At 66.4% G+C, this 25138-nt stretch carries 24 protein-coding genes; 13 read left to right on the top strand and 11 right to left on the bottom strand.

Annotation, left to right across the window (positions count from 1 at the left end; genetic code table 11):
* Positions 1-14: 14 nt before the first annotated feature.
* Positions 15-2009, bottom strand: coding sequence for a TRAP transporter permease (locus MK313_RS04660; protein WP_287780291.1), 1995 nt, complete (start codon positions 2007-2009; stop codon positions 15-17).
* A gap of 88 nt (positions 2010-2097) precedes the next feature.
* Positions 2098-3072 carry a TAXI family TRAP transporter solute-binding subunit gene (locus tag MK313_RS04665; RefSeq protein WP_287780292.1) on the bottom strand — a complete coding sequence of 325 codons (975 nt, stop codon included), beginning with the start codon at positions 3070-3072 and terminating at the stop codon, positions 2098-2100.
* A 325-nt stretch (positions 3073-3397) separates the two neighbouring features.
* On the opposite strand from MK313_RS04665, the gene MK313_RS04670 reads away from it, so the two are divergent.
* Together MK313_RS04670 and MK313_RS04675 are read left to right on the top strand one after the other, a co-directional pair.
* Complete coding sequence (locus MK313_RS04670) at positions 3398-4162, top strand: IclR family transcriptional regulator (protein WP_121220325.1); 765 nt, start codon at positions 3398-3400, stop codon at positions 4160-4162.
* A 264-nt stretch (positions 4163-4426) separates the two neighbouring features.
* Positions 4427-5302, top strand: a complete 876-nt coding sequence (locus MK313_RS04675; protein ID WP_287780293.1) for a TauD/TfdA dioxygenase family protein — start codon at positions 4427-4429, stop codon at positions 5300-5302.
* Here MK313_RS04675 and MK313_RS04680 read toward each other — a convergent pair whose 3' ends face one another.
* Positions 5303-6022, bottom strand: coding sequence for a formylglycine-generating enzyme family protein (locus MK313_RS04680; RefSeq protein ID WP_287780294.1), 720 nt, complete (start codon positions 6020-6022; stop codon positions 5303-5305).
* A 262-nt stretch (positions 6023-6284) separates the two neighbouring features.
* On the opposite strand from MK313_RS04680, the gene MK313_RS04685 reads away from it, so the two are divergent.
* Positions 6285-7928 carry an ATP-binding protein gene (locus MK313_RS04685; RefSeq protein ID WP_287780295.1) on the top strand — a complete coding sequence of 548 codons (1644 nt, stop codon included), beginning with the start codon at positions 6285-6287 and terminating at the stop codon, positions 7926-7928.
* A gap of 298 nt (positions 7929-8226) precedes the next feature.
* Entirely contained in the window at positions 8227-8646 is a 420-nt protein-coding gene (gene rnk / locus MK313_RS04690) for a nucleoside diphosphate kinase regulator (RefSeq protein ID WP_008944169.1), read from the top strand.
* 35 nt (positions 8647-8681) lie between these two features.
* Here rnk and MK313_RS04695 read toward each other — a convergent pair whose 3' ends face one another.
* The gene (locus MK313_RS04695; protein ID WP_287780296.1) at positions 8682-9464 is read right to left on the bottom strand and encodes a hypothetical protein; all 783 of its coding nucleotides are present in this window, start codon (positions 9462-9464) and stop codon (positions 8682-8684) included.
* A gap of 455 nt (positions 9465-9919) precedes the next feature.
* Here MK313_RS04695 and MK313_RS04700 point away from each other — a divergent pair, with 455 nt between their 5' ends.
* The 5 genes from MK313_RS04700 to MK313_RS04720 all read left to right on the top strand — a co-directional run bounded on the left by MK313_RS04700 (position 9920) and on the right by MK313_RS04720 (position 16250).
* Positions 9920-10558: a hypothetical protein gene (locus MK313_RS04700; RefSeq protein ID WP_147431043.1), complete on the top strand. Its 639-nt coding sequence runs from the start codon at positions 9920-9922 to the stop codon at positions 10556-10558.
* 30 nt (positions 10559-10588) lie between these two features.
* Positions 10589-11062, top strand: coding sequence for a DUF4402 domain-containing protein (locus MK313_RS04705; protein ID WP_008944172.1), 474 nt, complete (start codon positions 10589-10591; stop codon positions 11060-11062).
* Between the two features lie 14 nt (positions 11063-11076).
* Complete coding sequence (locus MK313_RS04710) at positions 11077-11868, top strand: fimbria/pilus periplasmic chaperone (RefSeq protein ID WP_121220337.1); 792 nt, start codon at positions 11077-11079, stop codon at positions 11866-11868.
* Positions 11869-11875: 7 nt separating this feature from the next.
* Positions 11876-15145 (top strand): collagen binding domain-containing protein, encoded by a 3270-nt coding sequence (locus MK313_RS04715; protein ID WP_287780297.1) that lies wholly within the window; start codon positions 11876-11878, stop codon positions 15143-15145.
* A 145-nt stretch (positions 15146-15290) separates the two neighbouring features.
* Positions 15291-16250 carry a M14 family metallopeptidase gene (locus MK313_RS04720; RefSeq protein WP_287780298.1) on the top strand — a complete coding sequence of 320 codons (960 nt, stop codon included), beginning with the start codon at positions 15291-15293 and terminating at the stop codon, positions 16248-16250.
* Positions 16251-16259: 9 nt separating this feature from the next.
* Here MK313_RS04720 and MK313_RS04725 read toward each other — a convergent pair whose 3' ends face one another.
* The 4 genes from MK313_RS04725 to MK313_RS04740 form a co-directional block, all read right to left on the bottom strand.
* Positions 16260-16823 (bottom strand): HutD family protein, encoded by a 564-nt coding sequence (locus MK313_RS04725; protein ID WP_287780299.1) that lies wholly within the window; start codon positions 16821-16823, stop codon positions 16260-16262.
* A gap of 69 nt (positions 16824-16892) precedes the next feature.
* Positions 16893-17276, bottom strand: a complete 384-nt coding sequence (locus MK313_RS04730) for an Atu4866 domain-containing protein (protein WP_287780300.1) — start codon at positions 17274-17276, stop codon at positions 16893-16895.
* An 11-nt stretch (positions 17277-17287) separates the two neighbouring features.
* Positions 17288-17743 carry a carboxymuconolactone decarboxylase family protein gene (locus tag MK313_RS04735; protein WP_121220346.1) on the bottom strand — a complete coding sequence of 152 codons (456 nt, stop codon included), beginning with the start codon at positions 17741-17743 and terminating at the stop codon, positions 17288-17290.
* Between the two features lie 11 nt (positions 17744-17754).
* Positions 17755-18480 carry an SDR family oxidoreductase gene (locus MK313_RS04740; protein WP_287780301.1) on the bottom strand — a complete coding sequence of 242 codons (726 nt, stop codon included), beginning with the start codon at positions 18478-18480 and terminating at the stop codon, positions 17755-17757.
* Positions 18481-18596: 116 nt separating this feature from the next.
* Here MK313_RS04740 and MK313_RS04745 point away from each other — a divergent pair, with 116 nt between their 5' ends.
* Entirely contained in the window at positions 18597-19502 is a 906-nt protein-coding gene (locus MK313_RS04745) for a LysR family transcriptional regulator (protein WP_287780302.1), read from the top strand.
* Positions 19503-19523: 21 nt separating this feature from the next.
* Here the strand turns inward: MK313_RS04745 and MK313_RS04750 are convergent, their stop codons facing one another.
* The 3 genes from MK313_RS04750 to MK313_RS04760 all read right to left on the bottom strand — a co-directional run bounded on the left by MK313_RS04750 (position 19524) and on the right by MK313_RS04760 (position 22486).
* Positions 19524-20624, bottom strand: a complete 1101-nt coding sequence (locus tag MK313_RS04750; protein ID WP_287780303.1) for an Acg family FMN-binding oxidoreductase — start codon at positions 20622-20624, stop codon at positions 19524-19526.
* A gap of 90 nt (positions 20625-20714) precedes the next feature.
* The gene (locus tag MK313_RS04755; protein WP_287780304.1) at positions 20715-21599 is read right to left on the bottom strand and encodes a DMT family transporter; all 885 of its coding nucleotides are present in this window, start codon (positions 21597-21599) and stop codon (positions 20715-20717) included.
* Positions 21600-21622: 23 nt separating this feature from the next.
* Positions 21623-22486: an isocitrate lyase/PEP mutase family protein gene (locus MK313_RS04760; protein WP_287780305.1), complete on the bottom strand. Its 864-nt coding sequence runs from the start codon at positions 22484-22486 to the stop codon at positions 21623-21625.
* A 121-nt stretch (positions 22487-22607) separates the two neighbouring features.
* Here MK313_RS04760 and MK313_RS04765 point away from each other — a divergent pair, with 121 nt between their 5' ends.
* From MK313_RS04765 to MK313_RS04775, 3 genes are all read left to right on the top strand, one after another.
* Positions 22608-23594 (top strand): ABC transporter substrate-binding protein, encoded by a 987-nt coding sequence (locus MK313_RS04765; RefSeq protein WP_008944184.1) that lies wholly within the window; start codon positions 22608-22610, stop codon positions 23592-23594.
* 2 nt (positions 23595-23596) lie between these two features.
* Positions 23597-24448: an ABC transporter ATP-binding protein gene (locus MK313_RS04770; protein WP_183077961.1), complete on the top strand. Its 852-nt coding sequence runs from the start codon at positions 23597-23599 to the stop codon at positions 24446-24448.
* Positions 24445-25138: ABC transporter permease (locus tag MK313_RS04775; protein ID WP_287780306.1), on the top strand; the 694-nt coding region annotated here is incomplete at its 3' end. The genes MK313_RS04770 and MK313_RS04775, both read left to right, overlap by 4 nt.

Consider the following 25138-nt stretch of genomic DNA (forward strand, 5'->3'; position numbering starts at 1 on the left):
CTCAGGCTTCTTGTTTATTCCGGCACGGCTGCCGACCGCATGCGCCGATCCAGCCGAAGATGCAGCGCGAGGCCGGCGCCGGCAAGCGCCAGGCCGATCAGGTCGGTCTTCCAGTCCGGCTCGATCAGCGCCAGCGCGCCCGCCGCGATCAGGATACGCGGCAGCCAGGAGACAGCGCCCCGGCAATGGCCGATGGCGGCGATGGAGATGCCGGCGATGCCGATGGTGGCGGAGACCAGCGCCGTGGCGATGGCCGACGGGTCGCCCTGCAGCGTCAGCTCCGGGTTCATGATGAACAGGAAGGGGATCAGGAACAGGCTGCAGGCCAGCGTCATGGCGAAGGCGGCGGTGCCCATGACGGTGCCGCCGCTGATCGCCACGGCGGCGAACACGCCGGCCGCCACCGGCGGGGTGATCGCCGACACGCTGGCGAAGAAATACAAGAACAGATGCGCCGGCAGCAGGTCGAAGCCCAGATTGATCAGCGGTGCCGCCAGCACCGCAGCCCCCACCGCATAGGCCGCCGGGGTCGGCATGCCCATGCCCAGGATGATGGCGATCACCATGGTCAGCACGAGGGAGAGCAGCACATTGCCCTGGCCGATGCTGACGATCATCTGCGAGAAGGTGACGCCAAGGCCGGTCAGGTTGATCAGCGAGACGATGATCTGCGCCGCCGCGATGATCATGGCGATGAAGACGACGCCGCGCGCCGCGTCATACAGGCCGTCGCGGATCGAGCGCGCCATGCTGGCGATGCGCTGCGGCGTCGGCTCGATGGGGGCGGCGTCGGCGACCGGGACCTGCTCCGCCGTCGTGCGGATCGTCGGCGCCGGGCGGGCGCGCAGCAGGATGCCGGCCAGCATCATCGCGACGATGGCGATGATCGCCCAGAACACCGCCAGCTGGATCGTGTACTGGTTCACGATGAAGTAGATCAGGATGCCGATGGGGATCAGCAGGCTGGCCAGCGGGAAGGGCGCGAAGGCCTCGCGCGCGCTGGGGATCAGCTCCGCCGGCAGCGGCTTCAGGTCATATTTCAGGGCGTAGAGATAGACGCCGATCAGCAGTGCCAGGAAGAACAGCAGCGAGGGCACCAGCGCCGCCGTCACCACCTGCAGGTAGGCCACGCCCAGCAACTCCGCCATCAGGAAGGCACCCGGCCCCATCACCGGCGGCATGATCTGGCCGCCGGTCGAGGCCACCGCCTCGATGGCGCCGGCCAGGTTGCGTCGGAAGCCCAGCCGCTTCATCAGCGGGATGGTCAGCACGCCGGTGCTGGTCACATTTGCCACGGTGCTGCCATTCACCATGCCCATGAAGGCGCTGCCGAACACGGCCACCATGCCGGCACCGCCCCGGATGCGGCCGCCGATACGCATGGCGATCAGGATGAAGACCTGCCCGGCGCCGCTGCTGTTCAGCAGCGCGCCCAGGATCAGGAACAAAGTGACGACGGTCGCCGAAATGCCCATCAGCGGGCCGAGCAACCCGTTCTCGCCCAGATAGAAGGCATAGATCAGCCGGTCGATTGACAGGCCGCGATGGCCGAGCGGTCCGGGGATATAGCCGCCGAAATAGGCATAGAGGTAGAAGGCGAGGATCAGGCCGACGAACAGCCAGCCGAGCGCCCGGCGTACGCCTTCCAGCACCAGCAGCAGCAGCGCCAGGCCGAACAGCTTCTCCAGCGTCTCGTTGGTGAACCAGGTACTCTCGACGATGGTGTCGTAGTTCCAGACAATATAGCCCAGCACCACGACGCTGAGGCCGGCCAGGATCAGGTCGCCGAACCGGAGCAGGGCTGAGTCGCGCCGCGCCCCCGGATAGAGCAGGAAGACCAGCGCCAGCGCGCCGCCCAGATGGATCGCGCGCTGCTGGTAGTTCGGCAGGGTGCCGATGCCGGCTGTCACGACATGGAACAGGACCCACAGGATCGCTGCGGTCATCAGGGCCGCGCCGATGATACCGCCATAGCTGCGGTAGGCGCTTTCTCTCTCTTCTGGTTCCATGGGAGGGCTGGAATTCTGGTGTTCGGAAAAAGAGGGACCGCCGACGCGGAACGTCGGCGGCCAAGTTTGGGTTGGACGGGAAACGGCGTTACTTGGCCATCAGCCGGTCGGGCACGGCGATGCCCTTTTCCTTGTAGAAGCGCGCGACGCCGGGATGCAGCGGCGCGACCGAGGCTTCCAGCGTCAGCTCCTGCGGGTTGGCGCGGTCGGCGGCGGGATAGCCGGCCTTGGCCGCCGCCATGCCGTCGGCGGAGAAGATGCGCTTGGCGATCTCGTAGGCCACACCCTCCGGCAGCGCGTCGGTGGTGTTGATGCCGATGGCGGTCTGCACCGTCACCAGCTCCGCCGGCTGGGCGCCGTAATTCTCGCCGGGGCGGCTCTTGGCGACGCTGAAATAGGGATATTCGGCGGCGATCTTCTTGGCCTGGTCCTCGGTCATCGGCAGCAGCTTGATCGGCCGTGAGGCGTGCGCCTGCTGGATGTAGCCATCGGGGTGCAGGCCGGCCTTCATGAAGCCGACGATGCGGCGGTTCTGATAGGCATCCAGCGCGTCGGACCCGCCGGCGCGGTGCAGCTCGGCATTGATGCCCAGCAGCTGCAGGATGGCCTCGGCCTGCTTCTCGGTGGCCGAACCGCGGCCGCCCGGGTTGAACTGCTTGCCGGCCAGGTCGGTCAGGCTGTTCACGCCGGAATCGGCGGACACCACCCAGTTGGCCGGCAGCGGCGCGAAGTAGTAGAGCGTGCGCAGCTTGGCGCCATCCTTGCCCTTCATCGTCGCGAAATCGCTGGAGGTGACAGCGATGCCCATATCGACCTCGCCGCGCATCAGCGCGGTGGTGGAGGCCGAGGCGCCGCCCAGCTCCTGCACGCTGATGTTCACGCCCGGCACCGCCTTGTTCCAGTCGGAGACGACGGCGACCTGATAGGCGTAGAAGGCGGAATTGCCGTGCGTGCCGCCCATGGCCAGGCGCTGCTGTGCGCTGGCGGTACCGGCGGTCAGGCCCAGCGCCACGGCAACGCCGAGAACGGACGCAATGCGACCGTGGAGTGCGGTGATCTTCATTTTCTTCCCCCCAAAAGGCAGGTCGTTGCGGAACCCGTTGCCGCGTTCGCCGGCCTGCCCGATCGTGTCGGATTGATTGATGTCGGCCCGCGTTGGAGCCAGACCGTATGATCGCGGCAACGATAGTCAAGTTTTCGGCATGGTGAAACATTTTTCTGTCATTAGAAAACCGTTGAGTGGGTAATAATGTTTCGCGACGGGTGCGGGACCGCTGGAATCTGGATTTTCCGGGGCCGGCGATGTCATAGTCCGGCATCGATAAAGAGGCGGGCGGAACAAGCCTGTCAGGCAGGGCTGGGTAACAGGGTTGGGTATTGGGGGACGCATGGCCGGTCAGGATGCCGTGAAGACGGCGGCGCGCACGCTGGATCTGCTGGAGGTTTTCGCGAAGGCGCGCGGTCCGCTGTCGCTGACGGAAATCGCCCAGCGCATCAACACGCCGATCAGCAGCTGCCATTCGCTGGTCCGCACGCTGCAGGCGCGCGGCTATGTCTATGTGCTGGACAGCCGCAAGCGGGTCTATCCGACCAAGCGGCTGCTGGCGGTGGCCAGTGCCATCGCCCGGCACGATCCGCTGCTGGAGAAGCTGGCCCCGATCCTGGAGGATCTGCGCCGCGATACCGGCGAGACCGTGCTACTGGGCAAGCGGCAGGACGATCATGTCACCTATCTGGAGGTGATCGAAGGCACCCATATCGTGCGCTACACCTCCAGCCCCGGCGACACCAAGCCGCTGCATTCCAGCACCATCGGCAAGGCGACGCTGGGCCTGATGGCGCCGGCCGACCGTGCCGCGCTGGTCGCCCGCATCGAGCTGCCGCGCGTCACCCCCAACACGGTGACCGACCGCGCGGCGCTGCTGGAGGAGATCGAGCGTTCCGCCGCCCGCGGCTGGTACGAGACACGCGGCGAGAACATCGCCGATGTCATGGCGATCTCGGTCTCTTTCCGGATTCTCGACGAAGGGCTGGGCGTGGCGCTGGCCGGCCCGATCTCCCGCATGACCGAGAATTTCGATGCCTATCTCGCCCGGCTGAAACAGGCCCAGGCGGCGTTCGAGGCGCTGAATGCGTCGTTCGAGGGGCGGTAGGGCGGCGAATTAGCTAGCAGTTAGCGTGCTTTTCACTCCGGCCGTCATTCCCGGGCTTGTCCCGGGAATCTAGGCCTCGGCTTGCTTCGGCCTCGCCTGAGTAAGCTGAACCCTAGACCCTCGCAACAAGTGCGGGGGTGACGGAAGGAGGAGAGGGACCGACATCACGACGCTCTCTAACTTCTTGCATATTTCGGTATGACGAAATAGCTTTCGGAATATCGAAAATTAGAAACGCAAGAAACCCTGCGGAGGAATCCTGCCGTGGCCCAGCTCCAGACCAAAGTCCAGCCCAAGCCCGTCCCCCGATCCCAGCTTGATGTCCGCAAGATCGCCGGTGCCTGCGGTGCCGAAATCCTGGGCATTGATCTGTCGGTCGCCCCGGATGCCGAAACGGTGGCGGCGCTGCGCCAGGCCTTCCTCGACCATCAGGTGGTGTTCTTCCGCGACCAGGACCTGACGCCAGTGCAATTCCTGCAAATGGCGAAGCTGTTTGGCCAGCCCATCGAATATCCCTTCGTGACGGGGCTGGACGGTTTTCCGGAAATCATCCAGGTCGCCAAGCTGGAGCATGAGAAGAGCAATTTCGGCGGTATCTGGCACGCCGACACGACCTATCTGGAACGCCCGCCGATGGGCACCATGCTGATCGCCCGCGAACTGCCGCCCTATGGCGGCGACACGTTGTTCGCCAATCAATATATGGCCTATGAGGCGCTGTCGGACGGCATGAAGGCGCTGCTGGACGGGCTGGTCGCCATCAACAGCTCGGCCAAGGCGGACGTCACCAAGACGCGCGAGGACCGCATCAAGGACAGCGGCTCGAAAGAGGCCGGCAAGACCTATCTGTCGGAGCATCCGGCGGTGCGCACCCATCCAGAGACCGGGCGCAAGGCGCTCTATGTGAATGTCGCGCACACCGTCGCCTTCAAGGGCATGACGGAGGAGGAGAGCGCGCCGATCCTGAATTTCCTGTTCCAGCATCAGGTGAAGCCGGAATTCACCTGCCGCTTTGTCTGGCGGCCGGGCTCCATCGCCTTCTGGGACAATCGCTGCGTCCAGCACAATCCGGTGAACGACTATCACGGCTTTCGCCGCATCATGCACCGCATCACCCTGGCCGGTGATACGCCGCGATAGTTAGCGGCTTCGGGCGCAGCGGAAGCCGATATAGACGACGGCAGTCTCCGGCGGCTTGCCGGCGGTGTGGTCGCGGTGCATCTGTGCCGCGCCATACCACCAGGACCCGCCGCGCGTGATCTTCTGGCTGCCGCCCAGATTGCCATCCACCCATTCCCAGGCATTGGCGCCCATGTCGTACAGGCCGTTTACGCCCGCCTTCGTGCTGCCCGCGGGTGCATGGCCGGTGCCGCGCGTCAGTCGGCTGGTATGGTCGATGGCCGGTGCTGCCCCGCAATCGCCCAGGCAGTTGGCGCCGTCCGGCGTGGCGCCGGTGGGGTAGGGATAGGTGCGGCCGGTCTCGAACGGGGATGGCGGACTGGTGCGGCGCTCCGTATAGGCCGCTTCCATCCATTCGGCATCGGTCGGCAGGCGCTTGCCGGCCCAGCGGCAATAGGCCTCGGCCTCCGCGTAGGTGACATGGACGGCGGGTTCGTCATGGCCAGCGGGCACGCCGAACGGCGCCTGCCACGTCCATCCCGGCTTCCTGGTCCAGCCGGCCTCATAGACCTCGCCGCCGCCGCGCCGCTCCGCCGCCGTCACGGTTCCGGTCGCGGTGACGAACTGGCGGAAGGCGCCGACCGTCACCTCGGTGCGGTCGATCTCGAAGCCGCCGACGGGCTGCATCTCAGCCAGAGCCGGGCGGCTCATGACCATGGCAAGGCATAGAAGGCCCAGCATAACGGCGCTGTTTCCGCATTGGTTCGGCATGGGCCTCTCCTTGGGGCATCTGGCTCAGGGCTGGCAAGGAGATTTCTTTCTCGCGCTGGCTTTCAAGCGGCTTGGTCCTGCCCGCCTATATCGACGGGCCGCCTTGAGCCATCGCTGTTCACTGATATTTTACCAATAATGTGCAGAATAGTGTGCGAGACGCCGGTTTGGAGACACCAGAATTGGAGAGCATGCCCCTGTCGAGCGATAGCCGAAATTCCAGGCCCCGCGCATGGCAATGACCGCGCTGTCCGTGTCTGAGGACAGGCGGTACAGCCTGCGCCGGACGGCATTCCGGGAAGCGGGCCTGGGCGTGCTCGCCGGGCTGTTGCTCATCGCGCTGCTGGAATGGTCCTTTTCCGATGTCGCGTTGCAGAATGCAAAGGCGGATGTCAGGGACGAGGTTAATGAGCTGCGGGCCGACATCCAGCAGGTGCTGAGCCGCGACGTGCAGCTGATGCGCGGTGTCGTCGGCTATGTGCGCGCAGCCCCCGACCTGACGCAGGAGGATTTTGAGCTGCTGGCCAGGGACATGCTGGAAGGGGCTGCCGACCATGTGCGCAATATGGCGTTGGCCCGCGATCTGCGGATCAGCCACATGTACCCCATCGCCGGCAATGAAGCGGCCATCGGGCTGGATTACCGCAGCAACATGGCGCAATGGCCCGCCGTCGAGAGGGCGGTCCGGGAGCGGCGAACGGTTATTGCCGGCCCCATCAGCCTGGCACAGGGCGGTGTCGGGCTGGTCGCCCGCTTGCCCGTTTTCCTGCGGCACAATGGCGAGGAGCACGGCACGCTCTGGGGTGTCGCTTCGACGGTGATCGATTTCGTGGATCTGATGGAGCGGGTCCGCTACGACGATTACGCGACCGATTACCGTCTGGCGCTGGTCGGTCGCGATGGCGATGCGCTGAATAACGAGATCATCTGGGGTGATACCGGTATCCGGCAATATGACCCGGTCGCGCTGGAGGTCGTCGTGCCGGAAGGCAGCTGGCGCATCCTCGCGGCTCCGCATGACGGGTGGCCGGCCCTCACCCCCTATTTCCCCTATTTCGTGGCGGCTGGTCTGCTGGCCATGCTGGCGGCGGCATTTTCCGCGCTGGTGCGCTATCGGCTGGCGCTGGAACGCGGCCGCACCGAGCGCGAGCTGCTGGAGGCGATGCGCCGGGCGGAGATGGCGAATGCGGCGAAGTCCGACTTCCTGGCCAATATGAGCCATGAGCTGCGCACACCGCTGAACGCCATCATCGGCTTCAGCTCGCTGCTGGAAACGGCACCGCCGGGCAGCAAGATATCGGGCAAGACGCCGGAATATGCCGGCGACATCCGCAAGAGCGGCGAATTCCTGCTATCGCTCATCAACGACATTCTGGATCTCACGCGCATTGAGCGGGGACACCCGGACCTGCATATCGAACGGTTCGACGCGATTCCCATTGCCCGCCGCTGCGTCCAGCAATTTACCGCCGAATTCGACGCTGCCGGCATGATCCTCTCCGACGATACCGGCTTCGATCCGGTCTGGGTCCGAGCCGACCGCCGCGCGCTGCAGCAGATCATCAGCAACCTTCTGTCCAACGCGCTGAAATATGCTGGCCGGGGCGCACTGGTCTCCCTTTCCATCGCGCCGCCAAAGGGTGGGAAGGTCGGCATCATCGTCCGCGATACCGGCCCCGGTATTCCGACGGAGGCGGTGGAGCGCATCATGGAGCCCTTCGTGCAGCTTGCCCCGCCCACCGCGCGGGCCGCCGGCGGTGTCGGCCTCGGGCTGTCGATCTGCAAGTCGCTGTCGGCCGCGATGGATGGGCGGTTCGTTATCGCCAGCGCGCCCGGTGAGGGCATGACCGCGACGCTGACGCTGCCGGCGGGGTAACCGCCCGGCCTTGACTTTGCCAGGGGGAAGGGCGATCTAACATCCATGAACAAGATCGCCCGATACAGCCTGTCCGCGCCGCGCAGCAAGCGCCTGATCGCAGGATTCTAACCCCAGGTCCGGGCACCGCGCGCCCCCGGGTCTGGGGGCGTTTTCATATCTGAGACGGGCAGTGCACCGCAGGTCACGTTCTGGCGTGTCCCGTATCCGGTAAACCGCGCGCCATTTCAAACCGCATCATTGTCACGGCCATTGGATTGGGCCGTTGTCTCCCCTGGGTGGAGACGAAGGAGGATTCATGTCGATTTCCGTAAAGAAGCGCCGCAAGCCGGCGATTACCATGGGCATTGAAGCAAACCGCCGCCTCAGCAACCTCGCCATGGCGATCGAGGAGCGCATGCCGGAGATCGCCGATGCCCTGCTGCAGGAGCTGGACCGCGCGCGGCTGGTGCCGGATGCGAAGCTGCCGGACAAGGTCGTGCGGCTGGGCAGCACGGTGGAGTTCGCCACCAATGGCGACCAGCCCCGGCGCATCACGCTGGTCATGCCCGCCGAGGCGGATATCGCGCAGGGGCGTATCTCCATCGCCACGCCCATTGGTGTTGCGCTGATTGGCCTGTCCGAAGGCCAGTCGATGACGGCGCATGCGCGCGACGGGCGGGAAAATCTGCTGACCGTGATGAAGGTGTCCGCGCCGCAGCCGGCGGAGGCCGGCTGACTCTAGCGCCCAGCTTAAACTAGCGCCCAGCTACACTATCGCAGGGCGGCGACGGCTGTTCCCAGCGGCGTGCCGGCATCGGCGGTCGGGATGCAATATTGCCCGGCCTGCTTCAGCCGCTCGCACAGGCTTTGGGCTTCCGCCTGCGTGAGGGCGGATGCCTGCAGCCGCAGCATCCGGCCACGCCCGCCGCCCAGATCGACCTCCAGCACCATCGGCACCAGCGTCCCCAGCTCCGACGGGTAGCGGCGCTGCAGGATGCGCCAGCCTTCGCGCGCATTCTCGATGCTGCGGTAGGAGGCAAGATGGATCGCTGCCGTCAGCGCTTCCGGGATGGCGGCCGGGGCCCTTTGAGGGGCGGGCTGCGTGGGGGGCGGGGCCGGTCTTGGCGCCGGCTCGGCGGCCTTCATGGCGGGCGTATTCTGTCCCGGCTGCGGCGACAGCGACAGGCGCAAGCTGCCCGGATCGGCCAAGGGACCGGAGGGCGGTGCCGAGGGGGTTGCCGAGGACGGCGCAGCCAGAGGGGCGACCGGCGGGCTGACCGGTCGGCCAATAGGCGTCGCCATGGTCAGGCTGGTCTGGTCAGGACCAGCCCTGGGCCCAAGGGGGGGATTCGACGTGACTGCCTTCGCCACCGGCGCATCCTGGGAGCGGGCGGCGACGGCACCCTCCATCTGGCTCAGCAGGGCACGGATATCGCCATCGATGCGCGTCAGCCGGCTGATTGCCGGCTCGGCCGCCTGGAACTGTTTCTGCAGGCCAGTGATCCGGCTGTCCAGCTCGTCGAGCCGGGCCAGGATCGCATCGACGCCGGGCATGCCACCACTCGTCATTTGTGCGCTGTAGGCAGCGCCTGAGCCCGAAGACAGGCCAAGAGCTGGGATACCGGCATCGTTCGGCGCGGTCGCTGTTGACTGAATGGGCGGCGCGTCTGCCGGCAGGCGCGGCGGGGCCAGGAAACCGGTACGCGAAGCACTGCCGCATCCGGCGAGGCTGACAGCCAAACCGGCTGCCATGCAGGCAGTCAGGATCGGTCGGTTGTTGGGTCGCGCAGCCATGGCCTCTGACGCATCAGCAAAACATACTGAATATAGTAGCCGTTCGATGGTAGGCACACAACGAGTATCCCGTTTCAAAAAATAATGGTAAATTTTTATATAATATTGCCTGTTCCTGATTTTCTGGCATATTAAGGCTGTTGCGTAGGCAAATACCCCAGAAGGGGGGCGTCCTGGCCGTCTGTATGGCAGGCGTTGTGGAGGAGGTAGAAAACATGAAACGGCTTATCAAATTCGGCCTGGCCCTGGCGGCCCTGGCCTTCGTTGTCCCGGGTTTCGTCATGCAGGCCGCACAGGCGCAGACGACCGAGACTTTCACTGCGACCGCCACGGTGGCCAGCAGCCTGACCATTACCCAGAACACGGCGCTCAGCTTCGGCAATCTGGTTGTCATTCAGGACGGCACCAACGCCGCCGCGGCGACCCTCAGCGCAGCCGGCGTCTTCACGCGGGCGGCACAGGTGGGTACGGAAAACCTGATCCAGACCGGTACGCCGACCCCCGGCAACTTCACGGTCAACACCGGCGTTGCCAGCTTCGTGAACGTCCAGGTGACCTTCCCGAGTGCCGCGATCACCCTGACCAACGGCGCTGCCCCTCCGGGCAACGGCACCTTCTCCGTCGGTACCTTCACCGTTGCCGCGCCGACCGCCGGCACGCTGGGTGGCACCACGACGACGGTGGGTGCCTGTAACACGGCCATCGCCGCCGGCAACCCCTGCCAGTACACCACCAGCAACGGCGGTCTCGTGACCTTCCCGCTGGGTGCGACCATCACCGTCGGTTCGGCGACCGCCACCTTCATCGACGGCACCTACTCGGGCAATTTCGACCTGACCGCCGCCTTCTACTGATGCGGCCTTTTCGCTGAAATGGCTCCCAGAATGGCCGCCATCGCCTTATCCGGGGCGGTGGCGGCTTTCGCCTGTCCGGCCGGATTTTTACCAGCCGCCGCCCAGACCGTGGTGGAGCTGGACCCGCTGAGCTTCGGCACCTTCGTCGTGCCGTCGAACGCGGCGGTCAGTACGCTCACGGTGCCGCTGAACGGCTCGGTCTCCACTACCGGCAGCATCATCGCGCTGACGCAGGGCATAGCCGGCCGCTACCGGGTTGGTGGCCTGCCGGGCAACGCCATTGTCGATATCGACATCACGGCGGCCCCGCTGTTCGGCCCGGCCCTGCCACCCAGCCAGTATTTCCAGATCACCGCCTTCGACCATCCGCCGACCGTCACCACCAATGCCAGCGGGACGGCGACCTTCCGGCTGGGGGCGACGCTGTCCACCTCGGGCAGTGGCGTGCCTTACACGGACAGCACCTATACCGGCACCATCGACGTCACGGTAACGCTGCAATAGAGGCAGGCCAGCATATGCGCGGACTCTCCCTTCTGTTCTTTCTTCTTATCTCCCTGGCCCTGCTGCTGCCGGCACCGGCTGCCGCCGATCTGCTGATCACCCCGAAGCGCCTCGTGCTCGACAGCCAGAGCCGCGACGGCATCTTCCGGCTGGTGAACACCAGCGATCGCGCCCAGAGCTACGAACTGGTCTGGCAGCAATTGCGCATGAACGAGATGGGAACCCTGGACGATATGGGCGAGAACGCCGCCGGGGCTGCCAGCCGGCTGCTGCTGCTGGCGCCGACACGGGTAACGCTGCAGCCGGGCGAGCGGCAGACGGTACGGCTGACCCCGCGCCTGCCGGAAGGTCTGCCGGAGGGCGAGTACATGTCGCACCTGCTGTTCCGCCCGGTCACACCGCCGCCGCCGCCGAGCAGCGTCACCGGGCAGGGGGCGGAGATGCAGCTTGCCGTGCGCGTCGGCTTCTCGATCCCGGTTTTCCTGCGCCATGGCAACCTTTCCGCCCAGGCCGCCATCCGCCCCATCGGTATCGACGCCAATGGTGTGACCGTCGAGATGCGCCGCGAAGGCACGGCCAGCATCTTCGGCAATCTGTCGATGTTCTGGGGCCAGCCCGGCAAGGACGGGCTGCAGGTTGGCCGGCTCGACAGTGTCGCCATCTACGCCAACCTCACCCAGCGCACGGTGACCGTGCCGTTCGACCCGGCCAGCGGCGTCACTGTCGGGGCCGGGCTGTTGATGGTCCGCTACATTGATCCGGACAGCAACGCGGTGCTGGCCGAATCGACCGTCCGCCTGGAATGACGCTGGCATGCGGGGGCAGGGCCGATATCGGGTGGCCGGCGGCGGGGTGATCCTCGCCGCGCTGCTGTCCGTTACCGGTTCCGCCGCCGCCAATACCGCCGATCCGATGGAAAAGCTGCTGCGCGACTTCTACCAGCGCGTGGCACCGGTCTATGGCGCCCCTCAACCTGCTGGGCAACCCACCACCCAACCTGATGCGCCGCCGCGCCTGCCGGATGCCGCCCCGGCCCTGCGGACGGTACCGGCTGATCCGGGCCGCCTGGCGCGTCCCGCCTCCACCGGCGCCAGCCGGGTGCCGGACGGCACGGTACTGCTGCTAACCGTGCGTATCGATCGGGACCGGCTGGTGGAGCCGCTGATGGTCGTGACCGAGGGCAACGGCTTCCGGGTCGATCTGGGCAGCTTCGTGCAGGCCTTCGAATTCCCGATCCTGGTCGATGCCGGGCAGGGCCGCGCCGAGGGCTGGTTCATCAGCCTGGACAATGATTTCCGACTCGACCTTGGGGCTGGAACCGTCACCAGCCGGGGGCAGACACGGGCACTGCGCGCGGGGGAGGTGGTGCGCAGCGACGGCGCGTTGATGATCGGCGACTGGGTGCTGAAAGAATGGTTCGGGCTGGAGGCGACGCCCAATCTGGCCGATCTGGAATTGCGCATCGAGGCGGATGAACTGCTACCCTTCCAGCAGCGCCAGCGCCGCGAGCAGCGCTTCACCCAGCGCCAGAGCTATTCGACGCCGCGCGCCACCCTGCCGCCGGCACCGGAAGGGCGGCCGCTGGTCGGCCCGCCGGTTGTCGATCTGTTGGCCTCCAGCCGGCTGACCGGCGGCGACAATCAGGAAACCCGGGTTGGCGGTAACTATGCCGCTACCGTCGGCGCGGGGCTGCTGGGCGGAGCCTTCGCTGCCTATCTGTCGGGTGACGAGAATGAGCCGCTGTCCTCCGCCCGCGCCAGCCTGTCCTATTTCGACCCGGACGGGCTGGCTGGCCTCGGCCTCGTGACGCAGGCGCGGTTCGGCGATATCTCCGGCTTTGCCACCACGCTGCTGGCCCCCAGCGCCAGCGGTCAGGGCGTTTATCTCAGCAACCTGCCGGTCGGCGCGCAGCTGCGCAGCGACGCCACCACGATCAGCGGCGATGCGTTGCCCGGCTATGATGTGGAGCTGTACCGCGACGAGCAGCTGGTCGGCTTCCAGCGGGTCGGCGAGAACGGCGAATATATCTTCGAGAATGTGGAACTGTTCGCCGGCGAGAATCGCTTCCGCATCGTGCGCTACGGCCCGCAGGGGCAGATCGAGGAGGAAACCCGCACGGTCACTGCCGGCGGCGAGATTGGCGGCGTGCCGCTGACCTACCAGTTCGCCGCCTCGATGATCGATGACGGGCCGGACGAGGGCGCGCTGCAATCCAGCCTGGCGACCCGCCTGGCCGTCGGCGGCGGGGTGGCCGTGCTGGCCAGCGCCGGCACCACCGAATATCGCGGCGAACGCGTCAGTGACGCCCTTCTGGGCGGGCAATACCGCGTCGGCACCTTCCTGATGGAGGGGCTGGCGGGGCGCGATACGCTGGGCCGGACACTCGGCCGTGCCGCCGTGCAGACGCGCATCGGTACGGATTCGCTTCGCTTCAGCCATGAGGTGCGGCCTGAATCGCTGCGCCCGGAACTGGGCAACCGCCGACGCACGGAGATCGCGCTGAGCGGCTATGTGCAGGGGCCGGTGCTGGGCCTGCCCTATCTGCGCTATACGGTGGGGGCGGAGGATGTCAGCGATTCGGTCGTGGAAGAGGCGCGCTCCCTGACCGGCAAGCTGGGCACCCAAATCGGCCGCTTCACCCTGAACAACGACCTGCTGTGGACACAAAGCAAGGAACGTTCGACGGAGTTTCGCGCCGGTCGCGAGGGCACGGACCTGAATGTGGTGCATCAGGCCAGCTTCCCGCTTGGCCAGCTGCGCAACCGGTTCCGCCTCGGCTACCGCGCCGCGCCGGATTTCGAGATGACCGAGTTCCAGGCCAATTCGCTGTGGCTGATCGAGCGGGACTTCACCGCCGAGATGGATGTCCGCCACCGTTTCGAGACTGACCTGACCCGCGTGCAGGCGCGGCTGAACTACGATATGGGCAGCGTCGTGCTCAGCCCGCGCCTAAGCTACGACAATAACGGCGTCTATGGCGCCTTCCTCGATCTGCGCCTGTCCACCGGCATCGAGCCGATGACCGGAAATGTGAGGATGCAGAGCCGCCCCGCCGCCAATGACGGCTCCATCGCCGTGCAGGTGTTCCTGGACGAGAACGAGAATGGTGTGTTCGACCCCGGCGAGGAACGGCTGGAAGGGGTCGAGGTGCAGGCGCTGCAGGCGCGCCGCTCGGCACTGACCGATTCGACCGGCATCGCCATCCTGCGCAACGTCCAGCCCTTCGAGACCAGCGATGTGCGCATCATCCCCTCGACCCTGCCGGAAACCCACCTGCAGCCGGGTGTGGAGGGCTATTCCGCGCGGCTGCTGCCCGGCGGCACGCAGAACATGATCCTGCCGGTGGTGCGCAGCTGGACGGTGGAGGGCCGGGCGCTCAGCACCACGGCGCAGGGCGAGGCGGTGCCGCTGCCGGGCATTGACGTTGTCGTCATGGACCGCGACAGCGGGGAGGCGGTCGCCAGCACCACGACGCTGGGCGATGGCAGCTACAGCATTACCGGGCTGCGCCAGGGCAGCTACCGGATATCCCTGTCGGCGGAGTCGCTGGGCAGCCGGCTGGCCCCCGCCTATGCCCGGCCGCTGCTGACCGACGTGCGGGAGACCACCTATCACGCCGTTGATCTGCTGGCCGTAGAGCCAGGCGCGCCGGCCCACTATCCGCCGCTGCGCCGCGCCAGCGGGCCGGGGCCGATGATGCTGCCGCTGGGCGCCAGCACGTCCGACATCAGGGCACCGGAGCCGGAATCGTCCCGTCAGGTGATCGCCGTGCGTGTCGGCCAGTACCGGTCCCGCCTGGCGCTGGTCATGGGCTGGTCGGAGCTGGTGGAGCGCACCGGCCCGCTGCTGGCCGGGCTGGTGCCGGTGCTGTCGCCCAGCGAGGAGGCGCGGCTGCTGGCTGACCGCACCTCGCTGTTCCCGCTGCGGCTGGGGCCGCTGGTGAATCGCGATTCGGCGGAGCTGTTGTGCGACCTCTTGCGCCAGATCGGCCAATCCTGCGTGCCGGCGCTGGTGGACTGGCAGGAAGACCGCATCGCCGAGCATCCGCCGGCACCGGTTAAGGCCGCCAGCGTCACACAGTGACGGCAGGGGGATGGCGTCGGCGTCTCGAAGGGCATGGGGGAACGCGCTGACGTCATCCGGGGATTGGCGGCGGCCTGCGGCGGGTCTATAACCGGCGACCTGTCTTTTCCGCTTTCAACTTCCCCGCCTGAAAAGGACCGCCGCCATGGCCGCCAAGAGCTACCCGGTCGAGCTGACCGCGCCCGACATTGAGCCCTATCGCAAGGGCAATACCGGCATCGAGTTCGTCACCAGCTTCGACAGCGGCGTGCCCGGCCCGCATGTGGCGATCAACGCCATCACCCATGGCAATGAGATCTGCGGCGCCATCGCGTTGGATACGCTGCTGAAGCAGGGCGTGCGCCCGGTGAAGGGCAAGCTCAGCTTCGCCTTCGTGAACCACATGGCCTACAGCCGATTCGATCCGGCCAATCCGGATGCCTCGCGCTTCGTCGATGAGGATTTCAACCGGGTCTGGGTCGAGGACCGGTTGGACGGCAGCGAGGATACGGTGGAGCTGCGCCGCGCGCGCGAGCTGCGGCCGTTCTTCGACAGTGTGGACCTGCTGCTCGACATCCATTCGCTGGGCACCTATTCCAAGCCGCTGATGATCTGCCACGGGCTGGAGAAGGAGCGCGATTTCGCCGCCGAGGTGAATTTCCCCGCCTACATCATGTGCGGCTCCGGCCATATCGTCGGCAAGCGCATCATCGAATACACGCCGTTCAACGACCCGAAGAACGACAAGGTGGCGCTGCTGGTGGAATGTGGCCAGCACTGGGCTGCTTCCAGCGGTCGCGTGGCGATGGACACGGCGATGCATTTCCTGCGTGTGGCCGGCGTGGTCGAGCCCGCCGTCATCGAGCGCAACCTGTCGCCGGAGGGCAAGAACCCGCCGAAGGCGCAGATCTGGGAAGTGACCGGTGGGCTGACCGCCAAGACCGAGGATTTCCGCTTCGCCGAGGAGTATATCGGCATGGAGGTTATCGCGAAGGCCGGCACGCCGATCGCCTATGATGGCGGTGAGACGCTGGTGACGCCACATGATGACTGCCTGCTGATGATGCCCAGCTACAAGCAGGGTGTCGGCATGCGCAAGCTGCGGCTGTGCCGCCGCATCGGCTGAGGCTGCGCTTCAGTAGTCCCGGATAATATCGATCAGAAATGCCGTGGAGGCCGCGCTGCTGTGCAGGGCGGCCTTTTCGGTGTCCTGGATCAGCGCGCAGTCGAGCGGGCCGAGGCGGGCGCCGCCGATCCCGATCCCGCCGGTATGGCACAGCACCAGCAGGGTTCCGGTCACGCTGACCTGCAGCTCGCCTTGAAACCGTACCCGCCGCATCATATGCGTGCAGCTGGTACGCCGCGTCATGATGTTCAGATTGCTGACCGGCCCGTCCAGCAGCCTGCCCTCGGCGGGGCGGTCGGCGGCGAAGCGATGTGGTGCCGAGTCCGGATCGAGCGTCACCGGCCTCTCGCCTTCTACCGCCAGCGTCAGGCCAGTCCCCTCGATGACCGCCAGGGTCCGCACGATGTCCGGAAAGGCGGAGAAGGGGGCATCCGCCTCCATGCGGGCGATGGACAGCCGCCAGTCGAAATCCGCCATGCCGGCGCCGGCGGGCGAAACCGCGATTTCGGTGGTCATGCCCTGGCCGTTCTTCCACGGCATGGGGCGGGCGTCGGGATAGCGGAAAATCTGCATGGCGGCTTTTCCCACGTCACGGGCGGGAAGGGAAGGGGGCGGATCGTACAGACCCGCCCCCCACCTGTCTTAGCGGCGGTGGAAGATCATCCCGCCATGATGCAGCGTGTTCTCGTCCACGAAGGTGCCGTCGGCGGTGAAGCCGGTATCGTCCCAATAGTCGATATGGGTGCCGGTCACCTTGTAGCGGCCCTGATAGGCCTTCTCGCGGCTGCCGCGCGCCTCGACATAGCGGTTGTTCGGCAGCAGTTCGTGGCGGATATGGCCGTCCGGCGTGACCCACATCCCGACATAGGGATGGTCCTGGGCGACCTGCGCGGCGGCGGGCTGATTGGTGGTCGTCTGGGTATTCATCTGGGCATGACCTTTCTGGTTGGGTAGCAGGGCCGCACCGGCGAGGAGCACGGCGGCAAGCAGGGATGCGGTGGGCAGATACAGGGGAGGCGTCTTCATCGGGCTTCTCCTCAGCGTCGTTCGGCGAACAGCTCGGACAGCGCCTGCGAGGCGGCGATGGCGCGCGGGAAGCCGCTGGTCACGGTGACGAGGTAGATCGCCTCCTTCAGCTCCTCCTCGGTGACGCCGATATTCAGCGCATAGCCGGCATGGACCCGCATGATGCCGGTCTCGCCCAGCGCAGCGAAGGCGGTGACGGCGGCGAGCTGGCGGGTGCGGTTGTCCAGCCCGTCGCGCGCCCAGACATCGCCCAGCGCATAGCCTTCCGTCGCCTCGGCCAGGAACGGGAATTCCTCGCGCATGCGCTCCAGATTGGGCTGGGTCTGGCCGTTGTTCAGGCTGAGGATCACTTCGGCACCGCGCTGCTGGCGTTCCTCTGTGGTCCGCGATGGAGTTTGCGACAGGGCGGTTGCGGGGAGTGCCACGGCAAGCAGCAGGGCGGCGGCGATTTTGCGATGGGTCTTCATGATGGTCTCCTTCACTGGGTAGCGGTGGGACGGATGACGATCTCGTTCACATCGACATCGTCGGGCTCCGCGATGGCGTAACGCACGGCGCGGGCAATGGCGTCGGGCTGCAGCGCGATGGCGCGGTAGAGCTTCATCGCCTCTGCTGCGGTCGGGTCGGTGATGCTGTCGGCAAGCTCGCTCTCCACCACGCCGGGGTGGATGCAGGTGACGCGGATATCGTTATGCTCCTGCCGCAGCCCGTCGGAGATCGCGCGGACTGCATATTTGCTGGCGCAATAGACGGCTGCCGTCGGCACCACGGACAGCGCACCGACGGAGGCGATGTTGACGATGTGGCCGGAGCCGCGCGCGGTCATTTCCGGAAGCACGGCGGCGATGCCATGCAGCACGCCCTTAATGTTCACATCGACCATGCGGTCCCATTCCTCGACCTTCATCGCGGCCATCGGGGACAGCGGCATAACGCCGGCATTGTTGACGATGACATCGACCCGGCCCCAGGTCTGGCGCGCGGTCTCGGCAAAGGCGGCGACATCGGCGCGGTCGGTGACATCGACGCGGGCGATGGCGGCATCGCCGCCCTCGAAGTTGATTTCCTTGGCCAGCGATGCCAGCCGGTCGGTGCGGCGCGCGCCCAGCATCAGCTTCGCGCCGGCCCGGCCCAGTTCGCGGGCGATGCCGGCACCGATGCCGCTGGAGGCGCCGGTGATGAGGATGACCTTGTCGAGGGACATATGCTTTCTCCACTGGTGTCGAAGTCCCGCATCGCGGGGTTGCCAGGAAGGTAAGCGCGGTTCATTGTCGCGATAAGACGCTCATTCTTTTCCATTAAGGAAAGAAAAACTAACCAATGGGGCCGGACTTCAACGCGCTTGCCATCTTCGCCCTGGTCGCCGAGGAGCGGAGCTTCCGTGCCGCCGCTGACCGGCTGGGCGTCACCCGCTCGGCAGTCAGCCAGACCATCCGGCGGCTGGAGGAGGGGCTGGGGATCGCGCTGGTGCAGCGCACGACGCGCAGCGTCAGCCTGACCGAGGCCGGCGAGCGGCTCTATGCCGAGGTGGCCCCGGCGCTGGCGGAGATGCGTGCCGCCATCGAGACCACCGGCCATCTGCGCGGCCGCCCACGGGGGCAGTTGCGGCTGGCGGTCTCCTCCATCGCCGAGCGCTTCCTGTCCGGGCCGTTCCTGGCCTCCTTCGCCGAGGCAAATCCGGAAATCCAGCTCGACGTCACCGTGACCGACGAGGAATGCGACATCGTCGCGGAAGGCTACGATGCCGGTGTGCGGCTGGGCGAGGTGATCCAGCAGGACATGATCGCCGTGCCGGTGGCCGGGGAGGAACGGCAGATCATCGTCTGCGCCCCGTCCTATATCCAGCGGTTCGGGGCCCCGGCCCACCCGAAGGACCTGTCCGCCCATCGCTGCGTCGGCTGGCGGCCGGCGCCCCGGGTGGCGCCCTATCGCTGGGAATTCACCGAGCAGGACCGCGAATTCAGCGTCGATGTGCGGCCGGAGATCACCACCAACGACATGGCGCTGATGATCAAGCTGGCGGTTGCCGGCGCCGGCATCACCTGCGGGCTGGAGGAAAGCTTCCGGCCCTGGATGGCGCGCGGCGCGCTGGTGCCGGTTCTGAGCGAGTTCTGCCCGCCCTTTGCCGGCTTCTATCTCTATTATCCCAGTCGCCGCAACCTGGCGCCGAAGCTGCGCGCGCTGGTCGATCACCTGCAGCGCTTCCGGTGGGCCGATCAGTCGTAGGCCCGGCAGTGTACGCTGCCGTTACGTTGCGCGGATAACGGCCTCGACCGGCCGCCGCGGGGCATAGGGCAGGGCTGGTCCGTATCCGAACCGCATGACGATATTCGGGCGCCGGCCCGGCAAGCCGACAAGGGCCGCAAGCTCTGGCCGCAGTGATGTGACCTCGACAGGCTGGTTCACGAAGGCGCATTTCAGCCCCAGCGCGGTGGCCTGCAGGGCGAAGCGCTGGCAGGCACGCCCGGCCCGCATCCAGTGCTCGCGGTCATCCTGTTGGCCGACGAACACGGCCACCCCCGCCGAGCTGCGCAGCTGTGCCGCATATTTGTCGTTCTCCGCCCTGGCGGTGAAGACCAGGTCGAAGGCGCGTGGCCCCAGCCAGTCGGGCAAGGCAGGATTGCCGCTGGCCACGCTGTACAGCCCGTCACCGGTGCGAAGCGCCTGGCCGGGGTTGAAGCGCAGCCAGGCCTTCAGTTCGCGGATAAATTCCGGGTCGGCCATCTGCGCGCTGTTGCCGGCGATGACAAGATCGCGGACACGGTCGAGCTGTGGCCGCTCTGTGATCAGCACCATGTCGATTCCGGGAATCGCGGCGGCATCGGCCAGGCTTTGCAGGTCGGCCGCGCTGACCGGGCGGCCATCATAGACGGCGCGGGTGGATTGGCGATGCGGTATGGCCGCGAACAGGGGTGACTCCTGCGGTTCTGTCGGCTGGTGCGCAAAGACGATCCGCCCGTCGCCATGATCGTCGAACACCAGTTCCCCGCCTCGCCCACGCGCGGCGGCGGCCAAAGCCAGATTCTCGGCGGCGCATCCAAGGCTGGCATAGAGGTGATGATCGTCGGGATCGACCACCGGCGTCCGCCGGCTGAAATCCGGCTGGATGATGATCTCACCGGGTGCCACCGAGAACAGCCAGGGCTGGGTGTTGTGGCCGTTCGCCGCCAGCGTGGCATGACGGATGAGGTCGTGGTCCCGCGGCTGGAGCGGCAGATCCGCGCGCAGTGCCTGCATCGCCTCCCGATAGGAGGCAGCGGCCTGCCTCTGGCGCATGGCCATCCATCCAGCCGCGCCGCCAAGCGCCAGCAGGCCGCCGGCACCGATGAGCATATGCCGCCTGTTCATGATCCTCTCCCGGTATTCGCTTCCGGCGACCCTGCTGGATTTGGCCCTTCGATTCGGGGGGGTCAATAGCCCCCGGCCTTGCTCCTGCGGCTATCCGGCCGCCCGGCGCTTGCGCAGGATAATGAACACGCCGCTGGAAATGATGATGGCCGCGCCGAGGAAGGTCATCGAATCGGGGATTTCGTGCCAGATCAGCCAGCCGAGGCCCGTCGCCCAGATCAGCGCCGTATAGTCGAACGGCGCCACCAGGGTGGCGGGGGCCAGCCGGAAGGCCTGGGTTATCATCGTCATGCCGGCGGTGCCGAACAGCGCGATGGCGACGAACAGCCAGATATCCTCGGGCCGGATCGCGGTCCAGAAGAACGGCACGATGACGCCACTGAGCAGGGCAGCGGTGCCGGTCAGGTAGAGCAGCAGGGTCCACACGCTCTCGCGGGAATCGACCCAGCGCGCGCTCAGCATCAGCAGCGCATAGACCAGCGCCGTGGCGACCGGCAGCAGCGATACCGGCTGGAAGGCGGCGGCCCCCGGCCGCAGGGCGACCAGCACGCCGATGAACCCCACGATCACCGCCAGCCAGCGCCGCCAGCCGACCTGTTCGATCCGGAACAGGGCCGACAGGGCGGTGATGAACAGCGGGGCGACGAAGGCCAGTGCCGTCGCTTCGGCCAGCGGCAGGTGCATCAGGCTGGTGAAGAACAGCAGCGTCGCGCCGATCCAAAGCACCCCGCGTAGCAGATGCGCCGCCGGACGGTACGAGCGCAAGGCACCGGTGCCGCCCATCCGCCACGCCACCAGCAGCGCGAAGGGCAGGGCGATCAGATTGCGCAGGAACAGGATCTGCAGCGGCGCATAGGTGTCGGTCAGGCTCTTGGCAATCGCGTCATTCACGCACAGGCTGGCAACGCCGACGCACATCAGGGCGATGCCGGCCAGTGGGCCCCGTCCTCGCGTGGCATCCGAAACAGGCTGCACTACCTCGTTTCCTTGAGGGCGGGTCAGGAGGCGTGGCGCTTGTCGAAATCCCAGACCTGCTGGAAGCCCATCATCCGGCTGAAGTCCATGAAGTCATCCAGCGGCACGGTGACGCCGACACTCGCCCCCTCATTCTTCAGCGTGCCATAGACCGAGGCCAGCGCCGCCCCCATCGCCAGAAAGCCGGTCGCCGGGAAGATCGCCATCGCGTAGCCCAGTTCCACCAGCCGGTCGCGACTGACCACCGGCGTGCGCCCGCCCTCGACGATGTTGGCGAGGCAGGGTGTGTCGAAGCTGGCGCAGATCTTCGCCATCTCCTCCTCGGTCTCGGGGCTTTCGATGAACAGGATGTCGGCGCCCGCCCTGGCATAGGCCTCGCCGCGCCGCAGCGCCTCGTCGAGACCCAGCGTGGTGCGCGCATCGGTGCGCGCGATGATGAGGAAATCGGCGGAGTCGCGGCTTTCCACCGCAACCCTGATCTTGGCCACCATATCCTCCATCGGGATCACCCGGCGGCCTGGCGTGTGGCCGCACTTCTTCGGGAATTCCTGATCCTCCAGCTGGATCGCCGCCGCTCCTGCCTGCTCATAGCCGCGCACCGTGCGCTGTACGTTCAGCAGCCCGCCATAGCCGGTATCGCCGTCGGCGATCAGCGGCGTTGTCGTGACCGAGGCCAGCGTCTGCACACGGCTGACCATCTCCGTATAGCTGGCAAGGCCGGCATCGGGCAGCCCCAGATGCGAGGCGACGGTGCCATAGCCGGTCATGTACAGGGCCGGAAACCCCATGCGGTCGGCCACGCGCGCGGAAATGCCGTCGAACACGCCGGGGGCGGTGATGAAGTCCTTGTCGGCAAAGCGCTGGCGCAGGGTTTTTGAGGCGGTCATGACGGGCGATCCCTTTCGGAATTTGGGAAAGAGTTTCGGTGGGTGAAAAAGGCGACTTGGCAAAATAAGCTGCACCTGATTAGCATCGACAAAACAAAAATCGCAATCGGGAGGAAACAAGATGAGCAAATTCAGCATCAAGGCGTGCCTTGTCGGCGCCGCCGCACTTCTGGGAACCGCCCTCGCCAGCCCGCTGGCCAGCCCGGCCAGGGCCGACCAGATTTCCGTCACCCACTGGGGCGTGCTGATGTATGGCGCGCCCTATGCAGTGGCGCTGGAAAAGGGCTTCTTCAAGGATGCCGGCATCGAGATCACCGGCATCCTGACCTCCAAGGGCGGCGGCACCACGGTGCGCAACGTGCTGGCCGGCGGCCTGCCCTATGGCGAGGTCAGCCTGGCGGCGGCGGTCGCGGCGGCGAAGGAAGGCCTCGACATCAAGATCGTGAATACCGGCGCCGCCTCGGTCTATGACATCCTCTGGGTGGCGCCGAAGGGCAGCGACATCAAGTCGGTGAAGGATCTGGCCGGCAAGAAGGCCGCCTTCACCAGCCCGAAATCGGTGACCGAGATGGTGCTGCTGATGTCGCTGGCCGCTGGCGGCGTGGATGTGAAGCAGGTGGAGCGCATCTCCACCGGCGGCATCGGCGCCGGCCTGACCGCGCTGGGCCAGGGCGGCGTGGCGGCGGCCCCGATCCTCGACCCGATCTGGTCGCGCACGCAGGACAAGTATCAGCCGGTCTTCTACGCCAAGGATCTGCTGCCGCTGATGACCCAGACGGTCGGTATCACCACCGGCGATTTCGCCAAGTCCAGCCCGGACAAGCTGAAGGCCATCATCGAGGGCCGGCGCAAGGGGGTGGACTTCATCTATGCCAATCCTGAGGAGGCCGGGAAGATCTTCGCTGCCGCCTACAAGATGGACGAGGCGCTGGGCATCCGCGCGATCCAGAACATGATCGATGTGAAATACTGGGGCCGAGGCGATCTCGACCTGAAGGCAATGGACAATATGGTTGAGGGCTTGCGGATCATCGGCGAGGTGGACGGTCCGATGGACTGGTCGAAGCTGGTGGACAAATCCTTCCTGCCCGACGATCTGAAGTCGTGACCATGGCGGCATCGCCGAAGACGATGCCCGCCGACAGCCCGGAGACGCGCGCAATTCACGCCAGCGTGGCGGGGGTGACGCGCGTCTTTCCGGCGGTCGGAGGACAGCCGCCGGTGCATGCGCTGGGGCCGCTGGATCTGGACCTCATGCAGGGCGAGTTCTTCTCCGTCGTCGGCCCGTCCGGCTGCGGCAAGTCCACCCTGCTGGAGGTGCTGGCCGGCCTTTCCGCGCCGACCGAGGGCAGCGTGACCTTCGAGGGCAAGCCGGTTGCCGGGCAGGTGCCGGACGGCGTCGGCGTGGTGTTCCAGGAAGATGCCAGCTTCCCCTGGCTGACGGTGTGGGACAATGTCGCCTTCGGCCTGCGACGCGCCGGCTTCGAGGCGACGGAGATCGCGCGCCGTGTCGATTATGCGGTGGGTTTCATGGGGCTGGCGGATTTCGCCCAGGCCTATCCGGCGCAGCTGTCTGGCGGTATGCGCCAGCGTGTCTGCATCGCCCGCACGCTGGTGCTGCAGCCGCGGCTGATTCTGCTGGATGAGCCATTCGGCGCGCTGGACCAGCAGACCCGCCTGCTGATGGGCGACGAGCTGCTGCGGCTGTGGCGGGAGACCGGCGCAACCGTGCTGCTGATCACCCATGCGCTGGACGAGGCGGCGATGCTGTCCGACCGGGTGGGTGCGATGTCGGCCCGGCCAGGCCGCTTCATCGAGCAGGTACAGACCGGCTGGCCACGCGAGCGTGACAGCCGCATCGTCTCGGAAGACAGTTTCGGCCGGCTGACCGGCCATCTCTGGTCGCTGCTGCGCGAGGAATCCATGAAGGCTTCCGGACACCAGGCGGGGCACAAGCGATGAGCAAGGTTGGCTGGATCAGGCTGGCCATCGTTGTGGGCGCGGTCGGTCTGCTGGAAATTCTGTGCCAGACTGGCGTGATCCGTCCGCTGACCATGATCCCGCCCAGCCGCATGGCGGTGGAGCTGTGGAAGCTGGCGGAAAACGGCAAGCTTGCCGGTCCGGTGACCAAGACGCTGGGCAATGTGGCCGCCGCCTTCGTGCTGTCGGTCACGCTGGGCTTCGTCGCCGGGCTGCTGATCCACGCGCTTCCGCGCTTCCGCCGGGCGCTCGATCCGCTGCTGGCCAGCTATTACGCCGTGCCCTTCTTCGTGTTCTACCCGGTGCTGATCGTGATCTTCGGGATGAGCGACCTGCCGATCATCATCATCGGTTTCCTGTTCGGCGTGGTGGCGATGATCATCAACACGCTGAACGGTCTGGACCGCGTGCCGCCAGTGCTGCTGAAGGTCGGCCGGATGAGCCGGATGGGGCCGTTGCAGACGGCGCTGCTGATCAAGCTGCCCTCGGCAGCACCCTACCTGTTCACCGGGGTGAAGCTGGCCGTGGCCTATTCCTTCATCGGCGTCATCGCCTCCGAATTCATCCTGTCCGGAGCCGGCATCGGCTACGACATCGCCTATGCCTACAATAATTTCGACAACCGGACCATGTACGCGCTGATGCTGTTCATCCTGACCACGGTGACGGCGG

This window comes from Oceanibaculum sp., assembly GCF_022449305.1.
Taxonomy (GTDB): domain Bacteria; phylum Pseudomonadota; class Alphaproteobacteria; order Oceanibaculales; family Oceanibaculaceae; genus Oceanibaculum; species Oceanibaculum indicum.